Here is a 22,812-nt window from a genome sequence, read left to right as displayed (position 1 = left end):
AAAATTAAATTATGAATTAATTAATATGTAAATTTTTTTATTATAAAAACTAAATTTTATCAAACTAAAATGATGATATACTCTAGGTTTCATTCTAACAAATAAGAAAAACAATGTCAAATAAAACATTATTAATAAAACTTATTTATAGTTTGATAAATTTAAGGAGGTGATTTTGTTGTAGTATTAAATAATTTAACTTTTTTCAACAATTATTAAAAAAAATAAAATTATATTTATTTTTTCCTATAAATAGAAAAAAATAAAATTTTAAATTCTATTAGATTTTTAAAAATAAAATTTCTTTTTTAAATTAAAATTTGTTTAATTTTTTCAAATATTTTTTAAATTTGTAATAAAAAAGGAGTTTTTGTTGTGAATATGCAAAGAGCTATATTTTATTTGAGTAATATTTTTAATTTTATTCAAAATTATTATCATTATTTTGTGAATATAATTTTTTGGTTAATTATTTTTATTGTAGTTTATTTAATTATTTGGGTTATTAGTTTAATTGTTAATATTTTGCGTTTATTGCCGAAATTAAGATTTTTCAATAAATTGTCTTCTAATTCTTATTACAGTTCATCTTATGCTTCTTCTCACAATGATTTTCAAAATAAAATATCTTCACCTAGAGGATTTTTTTTTACTTTACTACCTATTTTAATATTTTTTATTTTGTTGTTAATGAGTTTGTTTTTTATTAAAAAATTTAATTTTGCTCCGTTGTCAAAAATCACAAGTTTACCGAATTTTTCTACAGAAAAATTACATCAATTAACAGCATTACCTAACAATTATTCTGATAATAATGTTTTTTTTCGTCAAAAATTGGGCAAAGATCTAGAGGAATTAGATCTTATTTTGAAGAGGAAGGATTATCAGCCTGTTTCATTAGAATCAGAACAACAAAAATTATTGAAAGAAGTAAGTATTTTAAAATTTAAAATTATTAATGATTCTAATATGTCTGAAACACAAATTACACAGGATATCGATAGTTTAAAACACAAAATAGATGAATTAAATTTTAAATATGGTAAGATAATATTTCGTCAAAAACTGGGGAAAGATCTAGAGGAATTAGATCTTATTTTGAAGAGGAAGGATTATCAGCCTGTTTCATTAGAATCAGAACAACAAAAATTATTGAAAGAAGTAAGTATTTTAAAATTTAAAATTATTAATGATTCTAATATGTCTGAAACACAAATTACACAGGATATCGATAGTTTAAAACACAAAATAGATGAATTAAATTTTAAATATGGTAAGATAATATTTCGTCAAAAATTGGGCAAAGATCTAGAGGAATTAGATCTTATTTTGAAGAGGAAGGATTATTAGCCTGTTTCATTAGAATCAGAACAACAAAAATTATTGAAAGAAGTAAGTATTTTAAAATTTAAAATTATTAATGATTCTAATATGTCTGAAACACAAATTACACAGGATATCGATAGTTTAAAACACAAAATAGATGAATTAAATTCTAAATATAACGAGATCATTAATGAATCAATAAATTATAATAATTTTCAAAAAAGTTTGGGGATTCCTGTTTTTGTGCCTGTTATAAGGTCAATTAATTGCTAATAATCAAAAAATATTTTAAAAAAGATAGGAGTAAAAGTAAATTTTACTCCTTTATTTAAATTTTGTGTTTTTTTTATGTAATTATTGGTTATTTTTTTAAATTATTTATCACTGAATTACAGCGATTACATAATTCACTACAGGTATTATAATTTATTACATTCCAACAGCGAGGACAAGTTTTTCCTGTAGATTTAATAATTTTAATTTGCATTTGGCATGATTCTATAATTTGAATTTCTGATACAATTAATAATTGATGTAAACAATTATTTATTTTTAATTTTATGATTGCGTTTAAATACTCTGTTGTTAGTTCTAAAATTATTTTGGCTTCTAAAGATTTATTAATAATTTGATTTTTTCTAGCATCTTCTAATTTTTTTAGTATTATATCTCTTAACTCTAAAAACTTTTGATAAGCTTTTTGTTCGTCTGAATTAGTATCTTGTTGTTTAAATTCGTTTATAAAGTTATCGATTTCTGTTATTTTAGGCATATTTTCTAAGTAAACATCTTCTTTTTTGAAGCTTTCGTTAACATTTAGATAATTATAAGCTTCTGAAGTTGTATGAGGTATAATTGGTGTCAAAACAATTAATAAATCTAATAATAAATCGTATATATTCGATTGAATAGTTCTTCGTTCTTTACAATTAGGGATTTCAATATACAAAATATCTTTGGCAAAATCTAAATAAAAAGAACTTATTTTAGTAGTTATAAAAAGATATATTAAACTTATAATTTTTTCAAAATTATAACTTTCGTATGCTTCGATAATTTGTTTAATTATTTGTTTAAATTCAAGAATTATTAATTTATGTAAAGAAGTTCTTTTCGAAAAAGATATATAGTCCGTTTGTATATTAAAATCGTATAAATTGCCTAACATAAATCGCAAAGTATTTCGTATTTTGCGATATTTTTCTTCTATTTGTTTTAAAATAGAATAATCTATTTTAACATCATTTTTATAATTAGTGCTAGCTACCCATAATCTTAATATATCAGCTCCGCTTTGTTTTATGATGGTTTGTGGTTCTATAATATTTTTTTTTGATTTGCTCATTTTTTGCCCTTGGCCATCAAGAACGAAACCGTGAGTAACAATTTTTCGATATGCCGCTTTATTAAATGCAGCTACCGAAGTAATTAAAGATGAATTAAACCATCCTCTATATTGATCTGAACCTTCTAGATATAAATCGGCTGGAAAAAAATTTGAAGAAATATTTTTTATAACATTATATGAAGTGCCAGAATCAAACCAAACATCTATAATATCAATATCTTTAGTAAATAAATGATATTTATTATTTTTTTTAATATATTGCTCGGGTAATAATTTTGCAATTTCCCATTCATGCCAAATGACTTTTCCGTATTTTTCGAATAAATCAGCAAAATGGTTAATTATTTTGATATCTAGAATGGGTTTTTGATTTTCATCATATAATATAGGAATAGGTACTCCCCATTTTCTTTGTCTGCTTATATTCCAATCTTCTCGGTTTATTATCATATTATACATTTTTTGTTCTCCCCAATTAGGAAACCATTTAATGTTTTTAATTTCTTTTAATAATTCTTTTTTGATACTTTGAATATCTATAAACCATTGTGATAAAGCTAAGAAAACAATAGGTTTATTAATGCGATTATCATGAGGATATAAATGTTCTATTAATTCTGCTTTAATTAAAAGTCCTAGTTTTTGTAAATCTTCTATAATCAAATCATTGGCTTTTTGAAAAAAAATTCCTTGATATTGAGGAGATAATTCTGTCATATTGCCTTTTTTATCAATACTTAGACTTGTTTCTAAATTATATTTTTTTCCTATTGCAAAATCTTCTTGTCCATGTCCTGGCGAGATACTAACCAAACCCGTGCCTTCTTGATCGGAAACAAAATCACCTAAAATAATTTTTTTTGTTTTATTAAATAAAGTGTTTTCGTATTGTAAATTTTCTAATTGTTGGCCTGTTAAAACTTTAATAATTTCAATTTTTTGCCAATTGAATTTAATTTGTAATTTTTGTAAAACTTTAGCTCCTATAATATATTTTTGATTTTTGTTAACATTAATCAAATAATATTGGGCTTGGGGGTTGGCGCAAATGGCTTCATTAGAAGACAAAGTCCAAGGGTTAGTGGTCCAAATTATAATTTGAACATTTGGTTCAAAATCTTTATATTCATTATTTATTATTTTAAAGGTTGTAAAAATAGACCAAGTTTGATGTTTGTGATATTCTATTTCTGATTCAGCTAAAGAGGAATTCAAATAAGTAGACCAATAAACAGGCTTTAATTTTTTAAAAATTAATTTTTTTTCTAACATTTTCGCAAAAATTCTAGTTTGGTTTGCTATATATTTGTTATCGCAAGTCAAATAAGGATTATTCCAATCTCCTAAAATACCTAATCTTTTAAAATTTTCTTTTTGTTTTTCGACAAAATGGAAGGCAAATTTTTGGCATTCTTTGTTAAAAATATTAGTTGTTAAATTTCTATTTTGAGAATTTTTTTTTAAAACTGCAATTTCAATCGGCAATCCATGCGTATCCCATCCTGGTATATAAGGTGCATTGTATCCTTGCATAGTTTTAAATCTTAATATGAAATCTTTTAAAATTTTATTTAAAGCATGGCCGATATGTATATCACCGTTAGCATAAGGAGGACCATCATGCAGAATAAATGCGGGATTGTTTTGATTTTTTTTTAAATTTTTTTGATACAAATTGATTTGATACCAATATTTTTCTATTTCAAGTTCTTTTTGTGGTAAATTTCCTCTCATAGGAAAATCAGTTTTGGGCATAGATAATGTATTAGTATAATGTTTATCTTTTTGATTCATTTTTATATTATATTTCCTTTTATAGCAATAATGGATTAAAGATTCTAATAAATACAATAAATTAGACATTTTTTTATGATTTGTTAGACACGAAATTTAAAGTTTATGATATCACCATCTTGAACTATATAATTTTTACCTTCTGAACGTAATTTACCCTTTTCTTTTATTTCGTTAATACTATTATATTTAACAATTTCGTTATAATTTACAACTTCTGCTCTGATAAAACCGCGTTGAAAATCTGTATGTATTGATTTAGCACATTGAGGAGCTGTAGAACCTTTCACGAAAGACCAGCTTCTTGTTTCTTTAGATCCAGCAGTAAAATATGTTTGTAAATTTAAAAGTTGATAACTATTTTTAATTATTTTTTCTAAGGCATATTTAGAGGAAAGTAATTTTTGTGTTTGGTTAATATCTAGTGTATTTTTATTAATTGATACGGAAGAATAATTTTTTTTGGCTTCAAGAATACAAATAGGAATGAATTTTTTATTAGTATTGGAACTATACTGATTCATTTGTTGAAAAAAAATATTCCCCCCCCAATTATTATTTTTATTTTCTGGCAAATTACCTATATAAATCATAGGTTTAAGAGTTAATAGATTGAAATTTTTTATTATTTGGATTTCTTCTTTTGTTAAGTGCAATTCGCTAGCAGCGATATTTTGGCTTAAATTTTTTTTAATTTTTTGTAAAAGTTGAATTTCTAATTTTGTTTCTTGTTGTGTTTTTTTTGGGGAATGACATATTTTATTTAAACGTTGTTCAATTTGTTCTAAATCAGCTAAAATGAGTTCTGTTTCGATCATTTGACTTTCTAATATAGGATTAATTTTTTCATGAATATGAATAATTTTCGGATCATCAAAACATTTGACGACATGGCAAAGAATATCAACATTGCGAATATGATTTAAAAATTGATTTCCTAATCCTTCTCCTTTGGAAGCTCCAGGGACTAAACCAGCGATGTCAACAAATTGTATTTGAGTTTTAACGATTTGTTGAGATTTAAAAAAATTTGCAATATATTTTAAACGTTCATCGGGGACTTCTATCATAGCTATGTTAGGCTGGATAGTTGCGAAAGGGTAATTCGCTTCTAAAATATTTAATCCTGTTAATGCATTAAATAAACTTGATTTACCTACATTGGGTAATCCTATAATTCCAACTTTCATATATTTTTCACCTTACTAAGAAATTTATTGTCAAAATATTTTTTAAATTTTTATTATTTAATTATAATATTTTACTCGTTTAAATGATTCTTGACAACTACTATTTTTTGATATTGCTACCATTTCTAAAAAGTATTATAATGTATGTTAGTTAATTTATTTATTAAAAGGGAAAATTTTGATTATTATCGAATAAATTTAAAAAAATGTTATTTATAAATGAACATATAAACATTAGTTTTTAATAAAAAAATCTTCATTGAATTTGTTATTTTGGGATAAATTTATAAAAATAGAAGGAAGAAATATAATAATTATGTTAAAAAAACAAATGATTCCTGTGGGAGTTTCTGGTAGACATGCTCATTTGTCATTAGAAGCTTTAGAAATTTTATTTGGTAAAAATTATAAATTAACTTGGTTTAAAGATTTAACACAAAAAGGTCAATTTGCTGCTAATGAAAAAATAGATGTTATTAGTTCTAATAATCATATTCTTAAAAATGTTCGTATCTTGGGTCCTGTAAGAAAATTTACGCAAATCGAAATTAGTAATAGTGATGATATTAGAAATAAATTTGGCGCTCCTGTTAGGAGTTCGGGAGATATTAAAGGTTCTGCTAGCGCTACTTTAATTGGTCCATGCGGAAAATTATTTATTAAAGAAGGAGTTATTATTGCCGATAGGCATATACATTTGTCTGATAAAGAAGCTGAAGATTTATGTTTAACTGATAAACAAATGGTGAGTGTTCGAGTAGATGGTATTAAAGCTGGTATTTTGCACAACGTTTTATGTCGTGTCAATGTGGATTTTAGTTTAGAATTGCATATAGATACGGATGATGCTTCAGCTTTTCATTTAAAAAATGGCGATTTAGTAGAATTAATGACAATATAAAGTTAATTTTAAAATCTGTATAAATTTCTCTAATTAAAATAAAATAGAAAGTTTGTTAGTTTTAATTAATATAAAATTTTTAAATTTAAACTTTTGGACTTTTATAACTTAAAAACTACAAATTGTCTAATTTATAAAATTATTTGTAAAAATAACTTTTGATTCTTTAAATTTTTAAATAAATAAAAAAATTGTTATTTAAAATCTCAAAAGTTATTTTCGAAAAGAAATTAAAAAGATTATTTATATAGAAGAAAGAGTTTTATTTGTGATTTCAGAATCATTTTGGTCAAAAGAACCAAGAAAATTTGCAAAGATTGAAGTTATCAAAGATCCTGTTTATGGGTATATTTATTTAGAATATTTGTTTTTAGAAGAGCTAATTAATACTCGTCTTTTTCAGAGATTAAGGCGTATTAAACAATTAGGATGTGTTCACATGGTATTCCCTGGCGCTGAACATTCTCGTTTCACTCATAGTTTAGGTGTTTATGAATTATCTAGACGTTTTTTAGAATTTCATAAATTTCAATTAATGAAAAAAAAATTTTCTTTAAGAAATAAATTAATTTTATTAGCAGCTTCTTTATTACATGATATCGGACATAGTTCGTATTCTCACATTTTTGAACGCGTTTTCGGTATTAATCATGAAGATAAAACTATTCAAATGATTATTAATAATAAAGAAATTATTTCTATACTAGATCAAATAGATGTAAATTTTAAATATGATGTGGCCGAAGTTATTAGGAATGATAAAAAGAGTAAAAGATTTACTTTATTAAAGCAATTATTAACAAGTCAATTAGATTTTGATCGTTTAGATTATTTGAAAAGAGATTCTTTTTTTGCTGGTGTTAGTTATGGTTATATCGATTCGGATCGTTTAATTGGTATTATGGAAATTACTAATGCTTATCAAGTTCCACAAACTTCTGATTTTCCTACGGACGAATTAGTAATTATTTTCCGTAATAGTGGTCTTTCTAGTATTGAAAATTATTTGATGAGTCGTTATTACATGTATAGACAAGTTTATTGCCATTCTAAAATTATATTATTTGCTATTATTTTAGAACAAATTTTTAAGAGAATTAAATTTTTAATCAAAAATAATTATTCATTTGAATTGGATATCACTTTGTTAAAAAATTTTTTTTCTAATAAAGAATCTTTAGATTTATATTCTAAAATTGATGATTTTTATATTAATAGCTTGATTGTTGCTTTTCAAGATAGTCAAGATTTAATTTTATCTCATCTTTGTCAAGATTTTTTGCATCGTCGCATTGTTTTTTGGAAATGCATTTCTAATGTTTCTAAAAATTATGAATCTATTAAAAAAATTCAACAAAAATATAGAGATAATTCGGTCTATTATACTTATTATTACGATGATTATATTTTAAGAGATACTTATCGCGAAAATGTTGATAATATTGGGGAACAAATTTTGATCGGTTTTGGTGATATTACTGATAATATTATAAAACCTTTGAGTCTTAAATCTGTTCTTATTAATAATATAATGTTTCAAAATTCTTATAAAGATATGCGCAATTTTTTTTATTATCGTGATTTCAATGATTAAAGATGAACAACATGTTTTTAAAAAAAAATATGGTCAAAATTTTTTGAATAATTCGAAAATATTAAATTTAATTGTAGAATCTGCTGATATATTTAATAAAAATATAGTAGAAATTGGTCCCGGCAAAGGCGCTTTAACAAAATTATTGGTTTTAAAAGCTAAAAAAATTTTAGCTTATGAAATTGATTTTACTTTAAAAAAATTTTTATTTTTTCCTGAATATTGTAATATTCATATTATTTATGATAATTTTTTGAAACGCGATATAGAAAAAGATTTTAAACAATATTTTGGTAGCGCACAACAAGAAGTGGTTTTAGTAGGTAATTTGCCTTATCATATTGTTTCAGCTGTTTTATTCAAAATTTTTACTATATCTCAAATCAAAAGCTTTACTATAATGTTACAAAAAGAATTGGCATGGAGAATATTATCGGGTCCATTTGTTAAAAATTATAATTCTTTAAGTGTTATTTGCCAATCTTTGGCTATTATTGATGTTATTAAAATGGTTAAGAAAACTAATTTTTATCCTCAACCTAAAGTAGATGGAATGGTTTTGAAATTTACTAAAAAACAATTTTCATTAAGAGAAGAAAATTTTTTATATAATGTTTTTTTTAAATTTTTAAAAATTGCTTTTAAACAGAAAAGAAAACAATTAATTAATAATTTTCAAGATTATTTAAATATTTCCAAATCTGAAATTATTAGTTTTTTTGTGAAATATCGGATACCTCTAAATATTAGAGCAGAAGAAATAAATATTTTAGAATTGCAAAAAATAGCTAAATTATTTTGGAGTTATTTTCAGCGGTAATAATCAAGAAATTTATGATGTTTTGAAAGTGTATTAATTTATTTAATTGTAATATTGTATATAAATTGTGATAAAATAATCCCATAAAAGATTGTGTAAATTCAAAAAAAAGGATTATAATTTTTTACAGTAGTTTATTAAAAAAATTAATTTTGATAAATTTTTTAAAAAATAATAGGATGGTATGTAATGAAAATTACTGGTGTTAGAATAAAACTTAATGATAAAGAGCATCCAAGATTAAAAGCTGTTTCGAGTATTTTTATAGATGATTGTTTTGTGATCCATGGTGTTAGAATCATTCTCGGTAATAGAGGTCATTTTGTTGCTATGCCTAGTTCCAAGTTGAATACGGGGATTTTTAAAGATGTAGCTCATCCCACTAATACTCATACTCGAAATATGTTAAATGAAAGAGTTTTAGAAGAATTTTACGCAAAAATTTCTGAGCAGAATAATAATATAACCAGTTCAGAACAAGTTGATTTAAAATCATCAAATTCACAAGATAATGAAAAAAACAATAATAAAAATAATGATTCTAGTAATGAAGAAAGTTATGATTGTGATTAATTTTGAATTTTTTTGTTTGAAAATTTATTTTTCTATTAAAGATCTACTCAAAAAGATTTCTTTTAATTATTTTTTGGTTTAAAAATTTGAAAAATATATAAATTAGTTTTAAGTTTATATATTTTTCTTCGCATTTTATAAGGATTAATGGTATTTATATTTTGAAACAACATTCTAGTATTTATAATTCTGAGAAAAATGATCGACAACATTTTAATTCGGATTACAAAAATAATTCTAAGTATTTTTGTCTTTTTGTTTGGGGTTTGTTTTTATATTTATTTTGTTTTGTTCCTGTAGTAGTATTTAAATTGTTTAATTTGAATGATCACGAATGTTTATTATTTAAACGCATTATTACTTTGTTAATTTTGGGTTGTACAGGTTATCATGTTATTCTTGAAGGTTTATTAGATACTTATTATGACACCAAAAAAAATCGCAAATTTACACCAAATATACATATTTTAATGTTATTAGGTGCTTTGGGAGCTGTTTTTTTAAATAATTTTAATGAAGCTATTTTATTAATTATCATCTTTGCAACTTCGAATTTTTTAGAAGAATACATAGAAACTAAAAGTCATAAAGAAATTAGAAATCTTTTAAAAATGGCGCCTACACAGGCTCGTTTAATAGATGTCAATGGTAATTTTACTTTGATAGAAGTAGATAAATTAAATATCGGAGATGAAGTTATTGTTTTAAGTGGTGATCAAATTCCTTCTGATGGAGTAGTAGTTTCTGGTAATTCTTGTGTGGATGAATCTAATATTACTGGAGAAAGTATACCTGTTGATAAAAAAAAAGGTGATAAAGTTTATGGTAGCAATATTAATCTTAGTAATACTTTAATTATTAAAATTACTGCTAATACCAATCAAAATTTATTTTCTCGAATTATTAAATTATCTCATGAGTTAAAAAATAATGTTTCTAAAAATGCCACCTTAATTAAACGTTTAGAACCGGTTTATGTAAAAACTGTGTTGTTAATATCTTTTTTTATTTTAGTTTTTTTTCAAACAATTAATTTTATTAAAGGTTTTGAATATTATTTGTTTAATAAAATTTTTGAAAAAATTATAGTTTTTTTAACTGTCGCTTCTCCTTGTGCTTTAGTTGTTGCTGATATTCCAGCCACTTTATCTGCTATTTCTTTTTTAGCTAAACAAAGAATTTTATTAAAAAATTGTAATGCTTTGAGTTTTTTAGCTAATATTAAAGCTATTGTTTTTGATAAAACTGGAACTTTAACAATTGGTAAGCCCGTAATTAAAGAACTTTTATTTGATAGTTCTTTATGCGAAGATGAAAAAAATAAATTTTTGGCTATTTTTTACCATATGGAACAAAAATCTAATCATCCTTTAGCTAGATCAATTACAAAATATTTAAAAAGTGTTTTTGTTATTGAAGATCAATTAAATAACAATTATTCTGATATAGAAGTAAATAATTTAATCGGAATAGGTGTTGAATCTTTTTATCAAGGTAAACATTATAAAGTAGCTAAATATAGCGATTTAAATAGCTATTCCTCGAATAATAGAATTTCTTTATCCTCATCATTAGATGATAAAATACAATTATTTTTAAATGATGGTTATACTGTGCTTTATTTTAGTTGCGACAATGATGTTGTAATAGTTATGGCAATTTTTGATATTTTGCGTCCGGAATGTTTCGAAATAATAAAATATTTCCAAAATAATAATATTAAAACAATTGTTTTAACCGGAGATAATCATAAAACAGCTCAAAATGTAGCAGTTTGTTTAAATATAGATTATGTTTTTGCAGAATGTTTACCAGAAGATAAGTTATTAAAAATAAATGAATTAAAAAAAAGGTACAAAGGTGTAGCTATGGTAGGAGATGGTGTTAATGATGCTCTGGCTTTAGCGAATGCTGATGTAGGGATTGCCTTACAAGAAGGTGTCGATGTAATTGCGGATATTGCGGATATTGTTTTGATGAAGAATAATTTAATTAAAATTATTCAGGTTCATAAAGTAGCTGTTAGATTGAATAATATAGTTTTCCAAAATATGATTTTTTCGATCAGCGTTATTATTATTTTAACTATTAGTAATTTTTTTACCAGTTTATTTTTACCATTTGCAGTTTTTTTGCATGAAATTAGTACTATTTTAGTTTTGTTAAATGGTTTAAGAATGTTAAAAAATTAAATTTTTTTAAATTAATAATATTTGTAAGTTTTTAATCATTAATTATTATAGACATTAAAATGGGCGCCAAAGAGGCCTAGATTTCTTGCTATCTAACCAATAGCTAGAGCCGATAAACCCGGAAAGGAGATGGTCGGTCTGACAAACGAAAGAATGTCAGATTATAGCAGACCATAAAAGCGGATTACGACGAAAGCAAATTAGTCAAAAAAGACCCCGCGACCAAATAATTCTACGGAGAAGCCTGCAATGGCCTAAGAAGGAAAATTGAAGTAATCATAAAACTTGTTCCGGAAGTTGCTGAAACGGACAGTCCAGAGTATACTAGTATATAACATAAGTACTGAGTAGTTTATCAAATCAAGAAAACCTGGAATCAGCCTCGCTAAAGAGGATACTTCCCCTAAAGAATTAAGGTCGAAATTTAGGGTAACTTGGAGAATCTTAAAACGAAGTAATTGAAATTTACCAATTCGGAAATAAAAGTCCGGATGGTCAAGGATAAAGCGTCTTCTGAGTAGTCGTAAGGGTAAGATCGTCTTACCAAGAAGAGAGTTAATGACTTAGAAGAAAGTAATTTATTGTTTATTCGTTGAGATTGTGGAAGCTGCTAGAAAGGATTTTGAGCTATTGAAATCGAAGCATCTTCGGACAATAGATAAAATTCATGATCAATCTTTAAAACAACGTCCATTAAAACAAGAAATCCAATGGGGAATGAACAATTTAATCCCAAAGGAAAGACCACTCGGAATCCCTACCATGCAAGATAGAATCATCCAAAAAACCTTGGAACAATTCCTGATTTTGAGAATAACTTTTCGGAGTGGAGTTTGAGATTTAGAACCAAGAAATCGGGTTTGGACGCCTTAAAGCGGATACAACAAAGATTTAAGGGTATTGACCATTTGATTAAGATTGACATTGAAGGTTTTTTTTGACATCATTAACCATGTCCTTCAAAAGATGCTGCCCAAATATATCCGCAAGGAGAAAGTACTTAAAACCATTTAGTAATGGTTGAAAGTGAATATCATCGAGAAAGGGTGGCAATACAAATCAACGTCAGATTCTCCCCAAGGAGGAATTATCTCTCCACTGCTTACCAATATCTTTTTAGATTATCTGGACAAGAAATTAGGGAAACTAGTTAAGGCCGGAAAACCACAGTTCAAAATGAATCCCAAGTATATTAGAGCTACACGATTAAAACTCTATAAAACAAGGGATAAAATAAATCACGGCTTGAACCTTAACCTAAATCTTTGTGTAGAATACATAAGGTATGCTGATGATTTTATTATCAGGGCGAAAGGGGAGAGGGATAAAGCGGAAGGAATTAAGAAACTAGTTAGACAATGGTTGACAGAAGATTTAGGTCTGAAAATCAGCAAGGACAAATCCAAAATTGTTCCAGCTACCAAAGGATGTCAATTTTTATCTTACCTGGTTAAAATTAATCCCACCAGAAATGCCATAATCAAGAAAAAAGACTAAAAATTCTTTGAATGGTAGAATTAATATACTAATAACGTGGGAAACTATCAAAAGATATACGAACAACTATGATTAGAAAAAAACGGAGGAAACAGTACAGGACCAAACCTTAGTCCATCGGGAACCATTAAAAATCATTAGGACGTACAAAACCGTTGTCCGAAGAATTATCCAATACTTCTCCAGGAATTTCAGTCATCTAACGTACCTAAGAAAAATCTCCATTGCTAGTGTCCGGAAGAAACTTAACCACCCACTAGGATGGAGAATAGAATATCTTCTCTTGGGAGAAAATTCAAAGGATGAGAAACTACAAAGGCGGCGAAATGATCAAAATAGTCATCAATTCCAATCTCTTCTCAAAGGACGAACCAGGTTAACAGAACAAAAATGTGAAGTTGGCCAGTCCGAAAATCAATCCCTAGAAATTCACCATGTCGGAACCATTAGAGATTTTCAGTGGAAAAGCATAATGAACAAAAAAACAACGGTAATTTGTCAGGTTTGTCATCGAGGATCAACCAATAAGAGATATTGGAATATTTGAAAAGAATAAAAGGTCCATAATAAAGATTTAATTAGTGGTGACACGAAGTTAAACCTGGAAAAGGGATAAATTAGGGAAAGCGGTGTGCTGGTAAACTTGCTCATACCGTTTGGACGGGGGGCCGTTTGTAATATTTGTTAACTATCAAAGAAACGCAACGCAAATAATTTATCCGTATATTTTAATCAAAATTCAAATAAATATAAATATGTACAAAAAATATCGATTTTATTATATTTTTATATCTTTTTATTATAATTTATGTTATAATAAAACAACATATTAATTAGAAAATTTTAATTGTTTTAATATACATGTATACATGAAACGATTTACTTAAACAATAAAAAATTAATAAATGAATTATGAATATAATTAAATCTAAAATACAAAGGAGAGATGTATATATGCCAAAAGTTATCACGAGAGAAAATGAACAAATTGAAGATGCATATAAACGTTTTAGAAGAGAAGTTTCTAAATCTGGTATTACTGCTATAGTTAGACAAAGAGCATTTTTTATTAAACCTAGTGTAGCGAGAAAAATGCGTGCTAAAAAATTTCAATCAAAAAAACGTTAATAAATTAAATATTAATTTTGATAAAAATGTTTTTTTATATTAAATTTAAATAAATTAAAAATTTTTTCAGTTTTTATTTTTATTTATTAAAATTGCAATATACTATAATTTGCGATAATAAATAAAAGCAAATTCTGAATTTATTTTTTGTTTATACAAATTTATCAAATTTTAATTTTGGATAAGATTTTAAATTATGGATATTAAAATAGAAAACAATACTAATTTTGAAATTGATTATTTAATTGTTGTTTTAATTAAAATATTTCAAGATTTGGATATAGGAAAAAAAATAAATATTATTTTTGTTAACGATGATTATATGAAAAAAGTTAATAATTTTTATTTAAAAAAAAACTATACCACCGATGTTTTAGCTTTTAATGATTATACTGAAGATATTTCCTTAGGAGATATTTTAATTTCGTTGCCTAAAGCTTTTAAACAAGCTATTCAACATAATGTTACTGATATACAAGAAGTTAGTTTTTTAGCTTTACATGGTTATTTACATTTAAAAGGTTATGATGATAAAACGGAAGAATCATTGTGTGAAATGATCGATTTACAACAAAAAATTTTAAAAAAGCATAATTTACATTTTGATTATTAAAATTAAAAAAAATTTTTGAACTATTTTATTAATAAAAAGGAGGATATTTTGTTTAAATCAGGATTTATTTCTATCATTGGCAATGCTAATGTAGGAAAATCTACTCTTATTAATCATTTAATTAATAAAAAAATATCGATAACTAGTTCTAAAGCTCAAACTACACGTTACGCTATTATCGGTATTGATACTTCATCTTCTTATCAATTTATTTTTATTGATACTCCTGGTTTGCATTTTAATCGCAAATATTTATTAAATAAAATGATGCATCAAGTTACTTTGAGAAGTTTAAATGAAGCCAATGTTATTTTATTGATAGTTGATCGAGAATATTATCAAAATAATCAAGAACAAAATTTTTTTGATATTATAAAAAAATATAATAAAAAAATCATTTTGGTCGTTAATAAAATGGATTTATATAAAAATATAATTATTGATAAAATTATCTTAAGTTATGTTCAAAAATTTCATTTTGATGCTGTTATTCCTATATCTGCTATTCATAATAATAATATAGATATTTTGAAAAAGCATATTTTAGAATTTTTGCCCGAGGGAAAAACTCATTATCCTCCTGATATTAAAACAAATATAAACCAAAATAAATTAATATCTGAAATTATTAGAGAAAAAATTCTTTACTATTTGCATCAAGAAATCCCTCACGCTTCGACTGTTTTAATTGAAAATATTTCTCCTATTAATTCTTCTTCTATTATGAATATTTCTGCCCTTATTTTAATCGAAAAAAATAATCAAAAAAAAATATTAATAGGTAATCAAGGTAATATGTTAAAAAAGATAGGAATTGAAGCTCGTAAAGATATTGAATATATTTTAAATAAAAAAATTTATTTAGATTTATGGGTTAAAGTTGAAAAAAAATGGCGTAATAATATTCATTATTTAAGGAAAAGCGGAATATCATTAAATTTTAATTAAAAATAGCAAAGGATAAGTAAATGTTTTCTTTACAGGAGTTAATTAGTTTTGCAAAACAAAATGGTTTTATTTTCCCAGGAAGCGAAATTTATGGAGGTTTAGCTAATACTTTTGATTACGGACCTTTAGGGTGTTTGTTAAAACAAAATATTAAAAAAGCTTGGCAAAAAAAATTTTTTCAAGAGAGAGAAGATACATTATTGTTAGATACTTGTATAATATTAAATCCGAAAATTTGGGAATCATCCGGACATATTAAAAATTTTACTGATCCTTTATCAGAAAATAAGGATACTAATAAACGTTATAGAGCGGATCAGTTAATTAAAGAACATAATCCGGATATGAATATTAACGAAATGTCTTTAGAAACCATGACACAATATTTAATTACTCATCGTCTTTTAGGCACTTCCAATTGGTCTCATGTCAAACAGTTTAATTTATTATTTCAAAGTCATCAAGGTTCAGTGCCATCTCAAAATAATATAATTTTTTTGAGACCAGAAACTTGTCAAGGCATTTTTGTTAATTTTAAAAATATTTTAAATACTTTTAGAAAAAAAATACCTTTTGGTATAGGTCAGATTGGTAAATCATTTCGGAATGAAATTACTCCGGGAAATTTTATTTTTAGAACTTGTGAATTCGAACAAATGGAATTAGAATTTTTTTGTCATCCCGAAGAAACTTTAAAGTGGTTTGAATTTTGGAAAAAGTATACTTATGATTTTTTACTTAATTTAGGTTTAAAAAAAGAAAATTTAAAATTTAAAAATTATCATCATACGGAATTAAGTCATTACGCTAGTAATACTACTGATATTTTATTTAATTTTCCTTGGGGGTTTGATGAATTATGGGGTATTTCTGTACGTAATGATTTTGATTTAAAACAACACCATAAATATTCGGGTATAGATTTAAGATATTTAGATCCACAAACAGGTAATAAATTTTATCCTTTTGTTATAGAACCTTCTGTAGGAGTTGAAAGATTATTATTAGCTATTATGTTGGATTGTTTACAAAAAGAGAATTTAGAAAACCAAACAGAAAGAATTTTATTCAAAATACATCCATTTTTAGCTCCTTATAAAATAGCAGTTTTGCCTTTAATTAAGAATATTCATCGAGAAAAAGCGAAACAAATACAACGTTTTTTATGTAATTATTTTGAAGTTATTTATGATGAAACTAAAAGTATTGGTAAAAGATATAGAAGGCAAGATGCTATTGGTACCCCTTATTGTTGTACAATAGATCATCAAACTTTAGAACAAGATATTGTTTCTATAAGAGATCGAGACTCTTTAAAACAAGAATTTATACCTTTGAAAAATCTTAAAAATTACTTAATAGATAAAATATCTTTTGAATAACTGAATAAATTATTAAATTAATCTCGATTGGATAACAATAAATAAAAATAAATATGAATCAGATTAAAAAAAAAATATCATTTATTGATCAAATTAATCAAAAAATTTCTATTTACGAATTAGTTAGTCAAGCAGGCCTTTCTTTAAAAAAAAAGGGTAAAAATTTTATGAGTTTATGTCCTTTTCATGAAGAAAAAACTCCTTCTTTTTCTGTGTCTCCGGAAAAAAATATTGCTGTTTGTATGGCTTGTCATGAAGGAGGAAGTCCGACAGCTTTTTGGGCTAAATTAAAAAAAATAACTTTAGAATCAGCCGCTCATGAATTAAATTCTAAATTTAATTTAAAAATATTAAATACACCTCAAGACTATGTACAAAATAAATTGATAAGTATTTTGGAATATGCTCAAGATTTTTTTAAAAGCGCTTTGCAATATATTTTACATAATATTGAAGATCATTATGCTTCTGATTATTTATTAAAAAAACGCAAATTAACTTTGGAATTAATTAATAAATTTAATTTAGGTTACGCATATGTTCATCCTCAGGCTCTTCAAAATCATTTGTTACATAAAGGTTTGAAAATAGAAGATTTGTTAACGTTAGGTTTAGTTAGCAAATCACAAAATAGTTCCGAAGAACATTATAGTTTTTTTCGTGATCGTATTATGTTTCCTTTGACAAATTCAAATGGTAAAATTATAGGTTTTACTGGTCGTTCATTAAAAGATGATCCAAATATTATTAAATATTTATTCAATAACAATACTATTTTATTTAAAAAAACTAATGTATTATATAATTTATTCGAAAGTCTTGAATTTATTAAGCAAAAAAAAAATGTTATTTTATGTGAAGGTATTTTTGATGTTATAGCTTTTTATAAGGTTAATATTTATAATGCTATTGCTATTCTAGGAACTAAATTAACTTTAGAACATATTACTTTGTTAAAAAAAAATACCAATAAAATTACAATTGCATTCGATGGCGATGGACCGGGAATAGAAGCTACATATAAAGCGGCTGAATTATTGATTAAACATAAAATGCGTGTTTTTATTTGGCATCCGCCCAATAATCAAGATCCAGATGAATTTTGGTCTAATCCGGATAATCAAAAATATTTTAATTATGAAAAATTATTACAAAACTCTCGAGATTATGTTTTTTATATGATCGAAAAATATTTAGAACAAGGCTTGAATACAACCATTTTAAATAAAAATATCTTAAATTTAATCCAATATTATGATGAACAAACTAAAAATGATTATTTTCAAATTATTTATAAAAAATATTCTCTTTTCATAGCTAATGATATTTATAATACAAAAATTCTTAATTTACAAGATTATAAAACACTTATGTGTCAAAATTATTTTCAAGAAATTCCCAAACCAACTAAAAATATTGTAAGTCTTGTAGAAAAAGAAATTTTAATTGAAATTTTATTAAATCCAGAACATTTAAAATCCATTAAACATGATATTTATGATTATGTAGTTTCAGATATAAATATTTTAAAATTAATAGATCAAATTGATATTTATTATCAAAAAGATGCAAAAGAAAATGAAATAAAAGATGGTCTTAATTTAGAACGTTTTATGGAAATTTATAGTAATTTTATATCAGAATTATCAAAAGAATTTGATATTTATGGTTTATTTTTAGAAATTAAAAATAATTATTTATTTAAAAAAAAAATACGTATCCAAAAATCTGAAAATTTAACCGAATTTTATTGTTATTTGAAAAGGCATTTAATTGATCAAATGAGAAAAGAATTAAAAATTCTTAAAAATAAATTGCAAAATTTATCAGAACAAATTATAAAAACTAATAACAAAACAGATGATGATCTAAAAAAATTAATATTATTAGAAATAGCCCATAAACAAAGAGAGTTATTAAAGTTAAAAAATATAGGAGTTCGTGATGAATCTAAAAATGACAATTAAAAAAATCTACAAACAAAAAATTTTGCAATTTGAAAAAATAGGTGAAACAGTTCTCGTTGATATTTCCAAAAGAGAATTAAAATGGTTTAATTGTAATGCAAAAGATATAAATAATATTTATAAAAAAATGATTAAATTTTTTTTGATTAATAGTAAGTTAATAAATAAAAAAATATCTAAAAGTATGAAACCAATAAAATCTCAAAATGATTTAGAAAATTCTGATTATGATACATTAGACATAGAAGGTTTAGAAGATGAAAATATTAATATTGAAACTATTCGTTCTGAAGACATACAAGAAGATCTTAATTTAAAAAAAATTGCTAATTCCATTAAAGTTGATGATCCGGTCAGAATGTATTTGAAAGAAATTGGGCAAATACCCTTATTAACTTTAGAACAAGAAAAAGAAAATTCTAAATTAGTTTACGAAGGCGTAAAAGCTAAACAAAAATTAGAAGATTTTAAAAATAAATTAATATCTCTAACTAACGAAGAATTAGAACAACTTCAATTATCAATTAATAAAGCTTTTATAGCAAAAAATAAATTAATTGAAGCTAATTATCGCTTAGTAGTATCAGTAGCTAAATTATATATAGGTAGAAAAATTAAATTTTTAGATTTAATTCAAGAAGGTAATATGGGATTAATGAGGGGTATAGATAAATTCGATCATACCAAAGGTTTTAAATTGTCTACTTATGTAACTTGGTGGATTCGACAAGCTATTACTAGAGCTGTTGCCGATCAATCTCGTACTATTAGGTGCCCAGTTCATGTTTCAGATATTTTAAATAAAATTTCACGTTTAAGGGGGAAATTAACTCAAGATTTAGCTCGAAAGGCAGAAAATCATGAAATAGCTAAAGCTATGAACTTAGAAACAAAAAAAATTAATGATTTACAAATGATTGAAAAAGAAACTATTTCTTTAGAAACATCTATTCGTGATGAATATGATTCTTCTTTAGGGGATTTTATTAGCGATCCTAATGCTATTTCTCCTCATGATTATATGTTGCAAGAAACTTTAAAAAAAACTTTAGAAGAATCATTAGAAGAAGCTTTAACTCCTAGAGAACAACTTGTTTTAAAAATGAGGTATGGAATTTTAGAAGGAGATAACAGAGTGCACACTTTAGAGGAAGTTGGAGCTAAATTAGGTGTTACACGTGAACGTATTCGTCAAATAGAAGCCAAAGCTTTAAGACGTTTAAGATCTCCTTCAAGGCAAAATAAATTAAAAATTTTATATAAAAATATTAATAGAAAATAAATATGAATAGAATTTTATTTATAGCTTCGTTAATTAAAAATTATAATACAGTTGCTGATATCGGTACAGATCATGGATTAGTATTAAAAAAAGCATTAGATTTAGGATATATCCGTAAAGGAATCGCTGTAGATATCAGTTCTAAAGCTTTATCTCGAGCTCGTAAAAATTTAGAAAATTATCCTGTTCAATTTTTTGTTAGTGATGGTTTTCAAAATATTTCTGTAGATTTTGATTTAGCAGTTATTTGTGGTTTGGGAGCTTATACAATTATAAATATATTAAAGAATGCTCCAATTACTAAACCATATTTGTTAGGTTGCCAAAGTAAAATACATTTATTGTTTGATTGGTTAAAAAAGAATGATTTTATTATTTTAAAACATTATGTGTTTTCTGAGGGCGCCAAAGAAGCCTAAATTTCGTGTTATCTAACCAATAGCTGGGGCCGATAAACCCTGAAAGGATATGGTCGTTCTGGCAGACGAAAGAATGTCAGATTATAGCAGATCATAAAAGCGGGTTGCGACAAAAGCAAATTAGTCAAGAAGACGCTGCCACCAAATAATTCTATGGAAAAGCCTGAGATGGCCTAAGAAGGAAAATTGATGTAATAACCAAACCTGTTCGGAAGTTGCTTAGACGGACAGTCCAGAGTCTACTAGTATATATCAGAAGTACGGAGTAGTTTATCGGAAAAGAAAACCTGGAATCAGCCTCGCCAAAGAGGATACTTCTCCTAAGGAATTAAGGTTGAAATTTAGCGTAACTTGGAGAATCCTAAAACTAAGTAATTAAATTTACTAATCCGGGGGTAAAAGTCTGGATGGTCAAGGATAAAGCATCTTTTTAGTAGTCGTAAGGGTAAACCTAAATTTGGAATAATTTAGTTAATCGGCTTACCGAGAAGAGAGTTAACTACTCTTATAGGGCGAAAGAAGAAAGTAATTTATTGTTTATTATTGCAACCGCAGAAGCTAGGAATGATTTTGAGTTAAGCTTCCGCGGACCATGAATAAGATTCGCGACTAATCTTTAAAACAACTCCCATTAAAATAAAAACTTAAGTGAGGTATAAACACTTACTTCACATTTGACCTCGTTTCCACTCGCAAAGGGGCAGGAACATCGGGAGTTGATGGGAGAACGATAAGTGATATGAATTTAAACAAATTAGATAATTATCACCAAAAATATGTTCATAACCAAGACAATCCGAAACCGATTAAAAAGAGCGAAAGGTAAAAAATAAACATTTAACTAGTGGCGACACGAAGTTAAACTCGGAAAAGGGATAAATTAGGGAAAGCGGTGTGCTTGGAAACTTGCTCGCATCGTTTGGACGGGGGCTGTTTGTAATATTTGATAGTTGTCAAAGAAACGCAAATAATCTATCCGTATTAAATTTGATTATATTTTTTTTAAAATTAAACCAAAAGATATGAGCGATATTTAATTATTTTATTTTTATAATAATTAGATAATTAACTATCTGATTAACAAAATATTAAGATATAAAACAAATTATTAATAAATTTTACCTTTTTAAATTAATTATAAATTATATATTTTTAGTATAATATAAGTTGTTTTTTAAAAATGTTTGAGTAGCTCAATAGGATAGAGCAACGGCCTTCTAAGCCGTCGGTTGGGGGTGGACGAAAAAGATGCCTAATATCTAATGATTTAACCAATCATCCACTGCATTGATAATCAGTGGCAGTATATAATCGGTTATTATAACGAAAGAAATAATAATTATAGTAGACTATAAAAATGGAAAATAGATGAGATAGTTTCATCTAGGAATTTCTGTGAACTGAATTATGACTCACGGATAACCTCTGAAATGAGGCTAAGGGAGTAAAAAGGAGTAATCCGGAACTGATAGAGAACTATCTTTTTTAGCTATCAATTCGAGTAACTATGAAAATTAATCCCTATTTCATGGTATTATCAAAAAAACTCGAAACCTACCAAAACTTAAAAAAAAGATTTACTTAATTTAAAATATATTTTAAATTTAAGTTTTTGGTCATCCCGCCTAAAAGTCAATAATGGTAAATATTAGAGTAACTTTAATCCTCCTAAACTTCAATAAATAGTTATTAAAACTAGGTTAAATGCGAGGCAAGGAGAAAGCAGAATCATAGTAGTCGTGAGAAATTTAAGAATCAAGTTGGAATATTTGGTTAAACTGACTCACCAAGGAGCCAAGGAAAGCTTGGTACAAGGCGAAAGAGGAAATTTTTGTGAA

Annotated in this window: 18 protein-coding genes; 16 read left to right on the top strand and 2 right to left on the bottom strand. The window is 25.4% G+C overall.

The genetic code is table 11. The features are described 5' to 3' along the window. Positions 1-381: 381 nt before the first annotated feature. Both OC698_RS00265 and OC698_RS00260 read left to right on the top strand, forming a co-directional pair. Positions 382-1,350, top strand: a complete 969-nt coding sequence (locus OC698_RS00265; RefSeq protein WP_304512759.1) for a hypothetical protein — start codon at positions 382-384, stop codon at positions 1,348-1,350. A gap of 33 nt (positions 1,351-1,383) precedes the next feature. Beyond that, positions 1,384-1,599: a hypothetical protein gene (locus OC698_RS00260; RefSeq protein ID WP_304512758.1), complete on the top strand. Its 216-nt coding sequence runs from the start codon at positions 1,384-1,386 to the stop codon at positions 1,597-1,599. A gap of 88 nt (positions 1,600-1,687) precedes the next feature. Here the strand turns inward: OC698_RS00260 and ileS are convergent, their stop codons facing one another. Together ileS and ychF are read right to left on the bottom strand one after the other, a co-directional pair. Next, positions 1,688-4,468: an isoleucine--tRNA ligase gene (gene ileS / locus OC698_RS00255; RefSeq protein ID WP_304512757.1), complete on the bottom strand. Its 2,781-nt coding sequence runs from the start codon at positions 4,466-4,468 to the stop codon at positions 1,688-1,690. A gap of 83 nt (positions 4,469-4,551) precedes the next feature. Continuing rightward, positions 4,552-5,658, bottom strand: a complete 1,107-nt coding sequence (gene ychF / locus OC698_RS00250; protein ID WP_304512756.1) for a redox-regulated ATPase YchF — start codon at positions 5,656-5,658, stop codon at positions 4,552-4,554. Positions 5,659-5,974: 316 nt separating this feature from the next. Between ychF and pduL the strand changes: the two genes are divergently transcribed. The 14 genes from pduL to OC698_RS00185 all read left to right on the top strand — a co-directional run bounded on the left by pduL (position 5,975) and on the right by OC698_RS00185 (position 20,974). After that, positions 5,975-6,559, top strand: coding sequence for a phosphate propanoyltransferase (gene pduL / locus OC698_RS00245; RefSeq protein WP_304512755.1), 585 nt, complete (start codon positions 5,975-5,977; stop codon positions 6,557-6,559). Between the two features lie 268 nt (positions 6,560-6,827). Then, positions 6,828-8,153, top strand: coding sequence for an HD domain-containing protein (locus tag OC698_RS00240; RefSeq protein ID WP_304512754.1), 1,326 nt, complete (start codon positions 6,828-6,830; stop codon positions 8,151-8,153). After that, entirely contained in the window at positions 8,146-8,973 is an 828-nt protein-coding gene (gene rsmA / locus OC698_RS00235; RefSeq protein ID WP_304512753.1) for a 16S rRNA (adenine(1518)-N(6)/adenine(1519)-N(6))-dimethyltransferase RsmA, read from the top strand. Before OC698_RS00240 ends, rsmA begins: the two co-directional genes overlap by 8 nt. A gap of 189 nt (positions 8,974-9,162) precedes the next feature. After that, positions 9,163-9,546 (top strand): SpoVG family protein, encoded by a 384-nt coding sequence (locus tag OC698_RS00230; protein ID WP_304512752.1) that lies wholly within the window; start codon positions 9,163-9,165, stop codon positions 9,544-9,546. Between the two features lie 161 nt (positions 9,547-9,707). Beyond that, entirely contained in the window at positions 9,708-11,738 is a 2,031-nt protein-coding gene (locus tag OC698_RS00225) for a heavy metal translocating P-type ATPase (RefSeq protein ID WP_304512751.1), read from the top strand. A gap of 1,026 nt (positions 11,739-12,764) precedes the next feature. Then, positions 12,765-13,235, top strand: coding sequence for a reverse transcriptase domain-containing protein (locus tag OC698_RS00220; RefSeq protein ID WP_304512771.1), 471 nt, complete (start codon positions 12,765-12,767; stop codon positions 13,233-13,235). A 283-nt stretch (positions 13,236-13,518) separates the two neighbouring features. Next, positions 13,519-13,782, top strand: coding sequence for an HNH endonuclease (locus tag OC698_RS03250; protein ID WP_334199471.1), 264 nt, complete (start codon positions 13,519-13,521; stop codon positions 13,780-13,782). A gap of 407 nt (positions 13,783-14,189) precedes the next feature. Further along, positions 14,190-14,363, top strand: coding sequence for a 30S ribosomal protein S21 (rpsU, locus tag OC698_RS00215; RefSeq protein ID WP_004994728.1), 174 nt, complete (start codon positions 14,190-14,192; stop codon positions 14,361-14,363). A gap of 196 nt (positions 14,364-14,559) precedes the next feature. Further along, positions 14,560-14,976, top strand: coding sequence for an rRNA maturation RNase YbeY (gene ybeY, locus OC698_RS00210; protein WP_304512750.1), 417 nt, complete (start codon positions 14,560-14,562; stop codon positions 14,974-14,976). A gap of 48 nt (positions 14,977-15,024) precedes the next feature. Then, positions 15,025-15,924 carry a GTPase Era gene (gene era / locus OC698_RS00205; RefSeq protein ID WP_304512749.1) on the top strand — a complete coding sequence of 300 codons (900 nt, stop codon included), beginning with the start codon at positions 15,025-15,027 and terminating at the stop codon, positions 15,922-15,924. Between the two features lie 20 nt (positions 15,925-15,944). Further along, positions 15,945-17,306, top strand: a complete 1,362-nt coding sequence (locus tag OC698_RS00200; protein WP_304512748.1) for a glycine--tRNA ligase — start codon at positions 15,945-15,947, stop codon at positions 17,304-17,306. A gap of 53 nt (positions 17,307-17,359) precedes the next feature. Next, on the top strand, positions 17,360-19,273 hold the full coding sequence (gene dnaG, locus OC698_RS00195) for a DNA primase (protein ID WP_304512747.1): 1,914 nt from the start codon (positions 17,360-17,362) through the stop codon (positions 19,271-19,273). Further along, the gene (locus OC698_RS00190; protein ID WP_304512746.1) at positions 19,251-20,555 is read left to right on the top strand and encodes a sigma-70 family RNA polymerase sigma factor; all 1,305 of its coding nucleotides are present in this window, start codon (positions 19,251-19,253) and stop codon (positions 20,553-20,555) included. Before dnaG ends, OC698_RS00190 begins: the two co-directional genes overlap by 23 nt. A 2-nt stretch (positions 20,556-20,557) precedes the next feature. After that, positions 20,558-20,974 carry a tRNA (adenine(22)-N(1))-methyltransferase TrmK gene (locus OC698_RS00185; protein ID WP_304512745.1) on the top strand — a complete coding sequence of 139 codons (417 nt, stop codon included), beginning with the start codon at positions 20,558-20,560 and terminating at the stop codon, positions 20,972-20,974. The last annotated feature ends 1,838 nt before the right edge of the window (positions 20,975-22,812 follow it).

The organism is Candidatus Phytoplasma gossypii, assembly GCF_030586975.1.
Classification (GTDB): Bacteria; Bacillota_I; Bacilli_A; order Acholeplasmatales; family Acholeplasmataceae; genus Phytoplasma; species Phytoplasma citri.
This window is presented reverse-complemented; position numbering and strand designations above follow the sequence as displayed.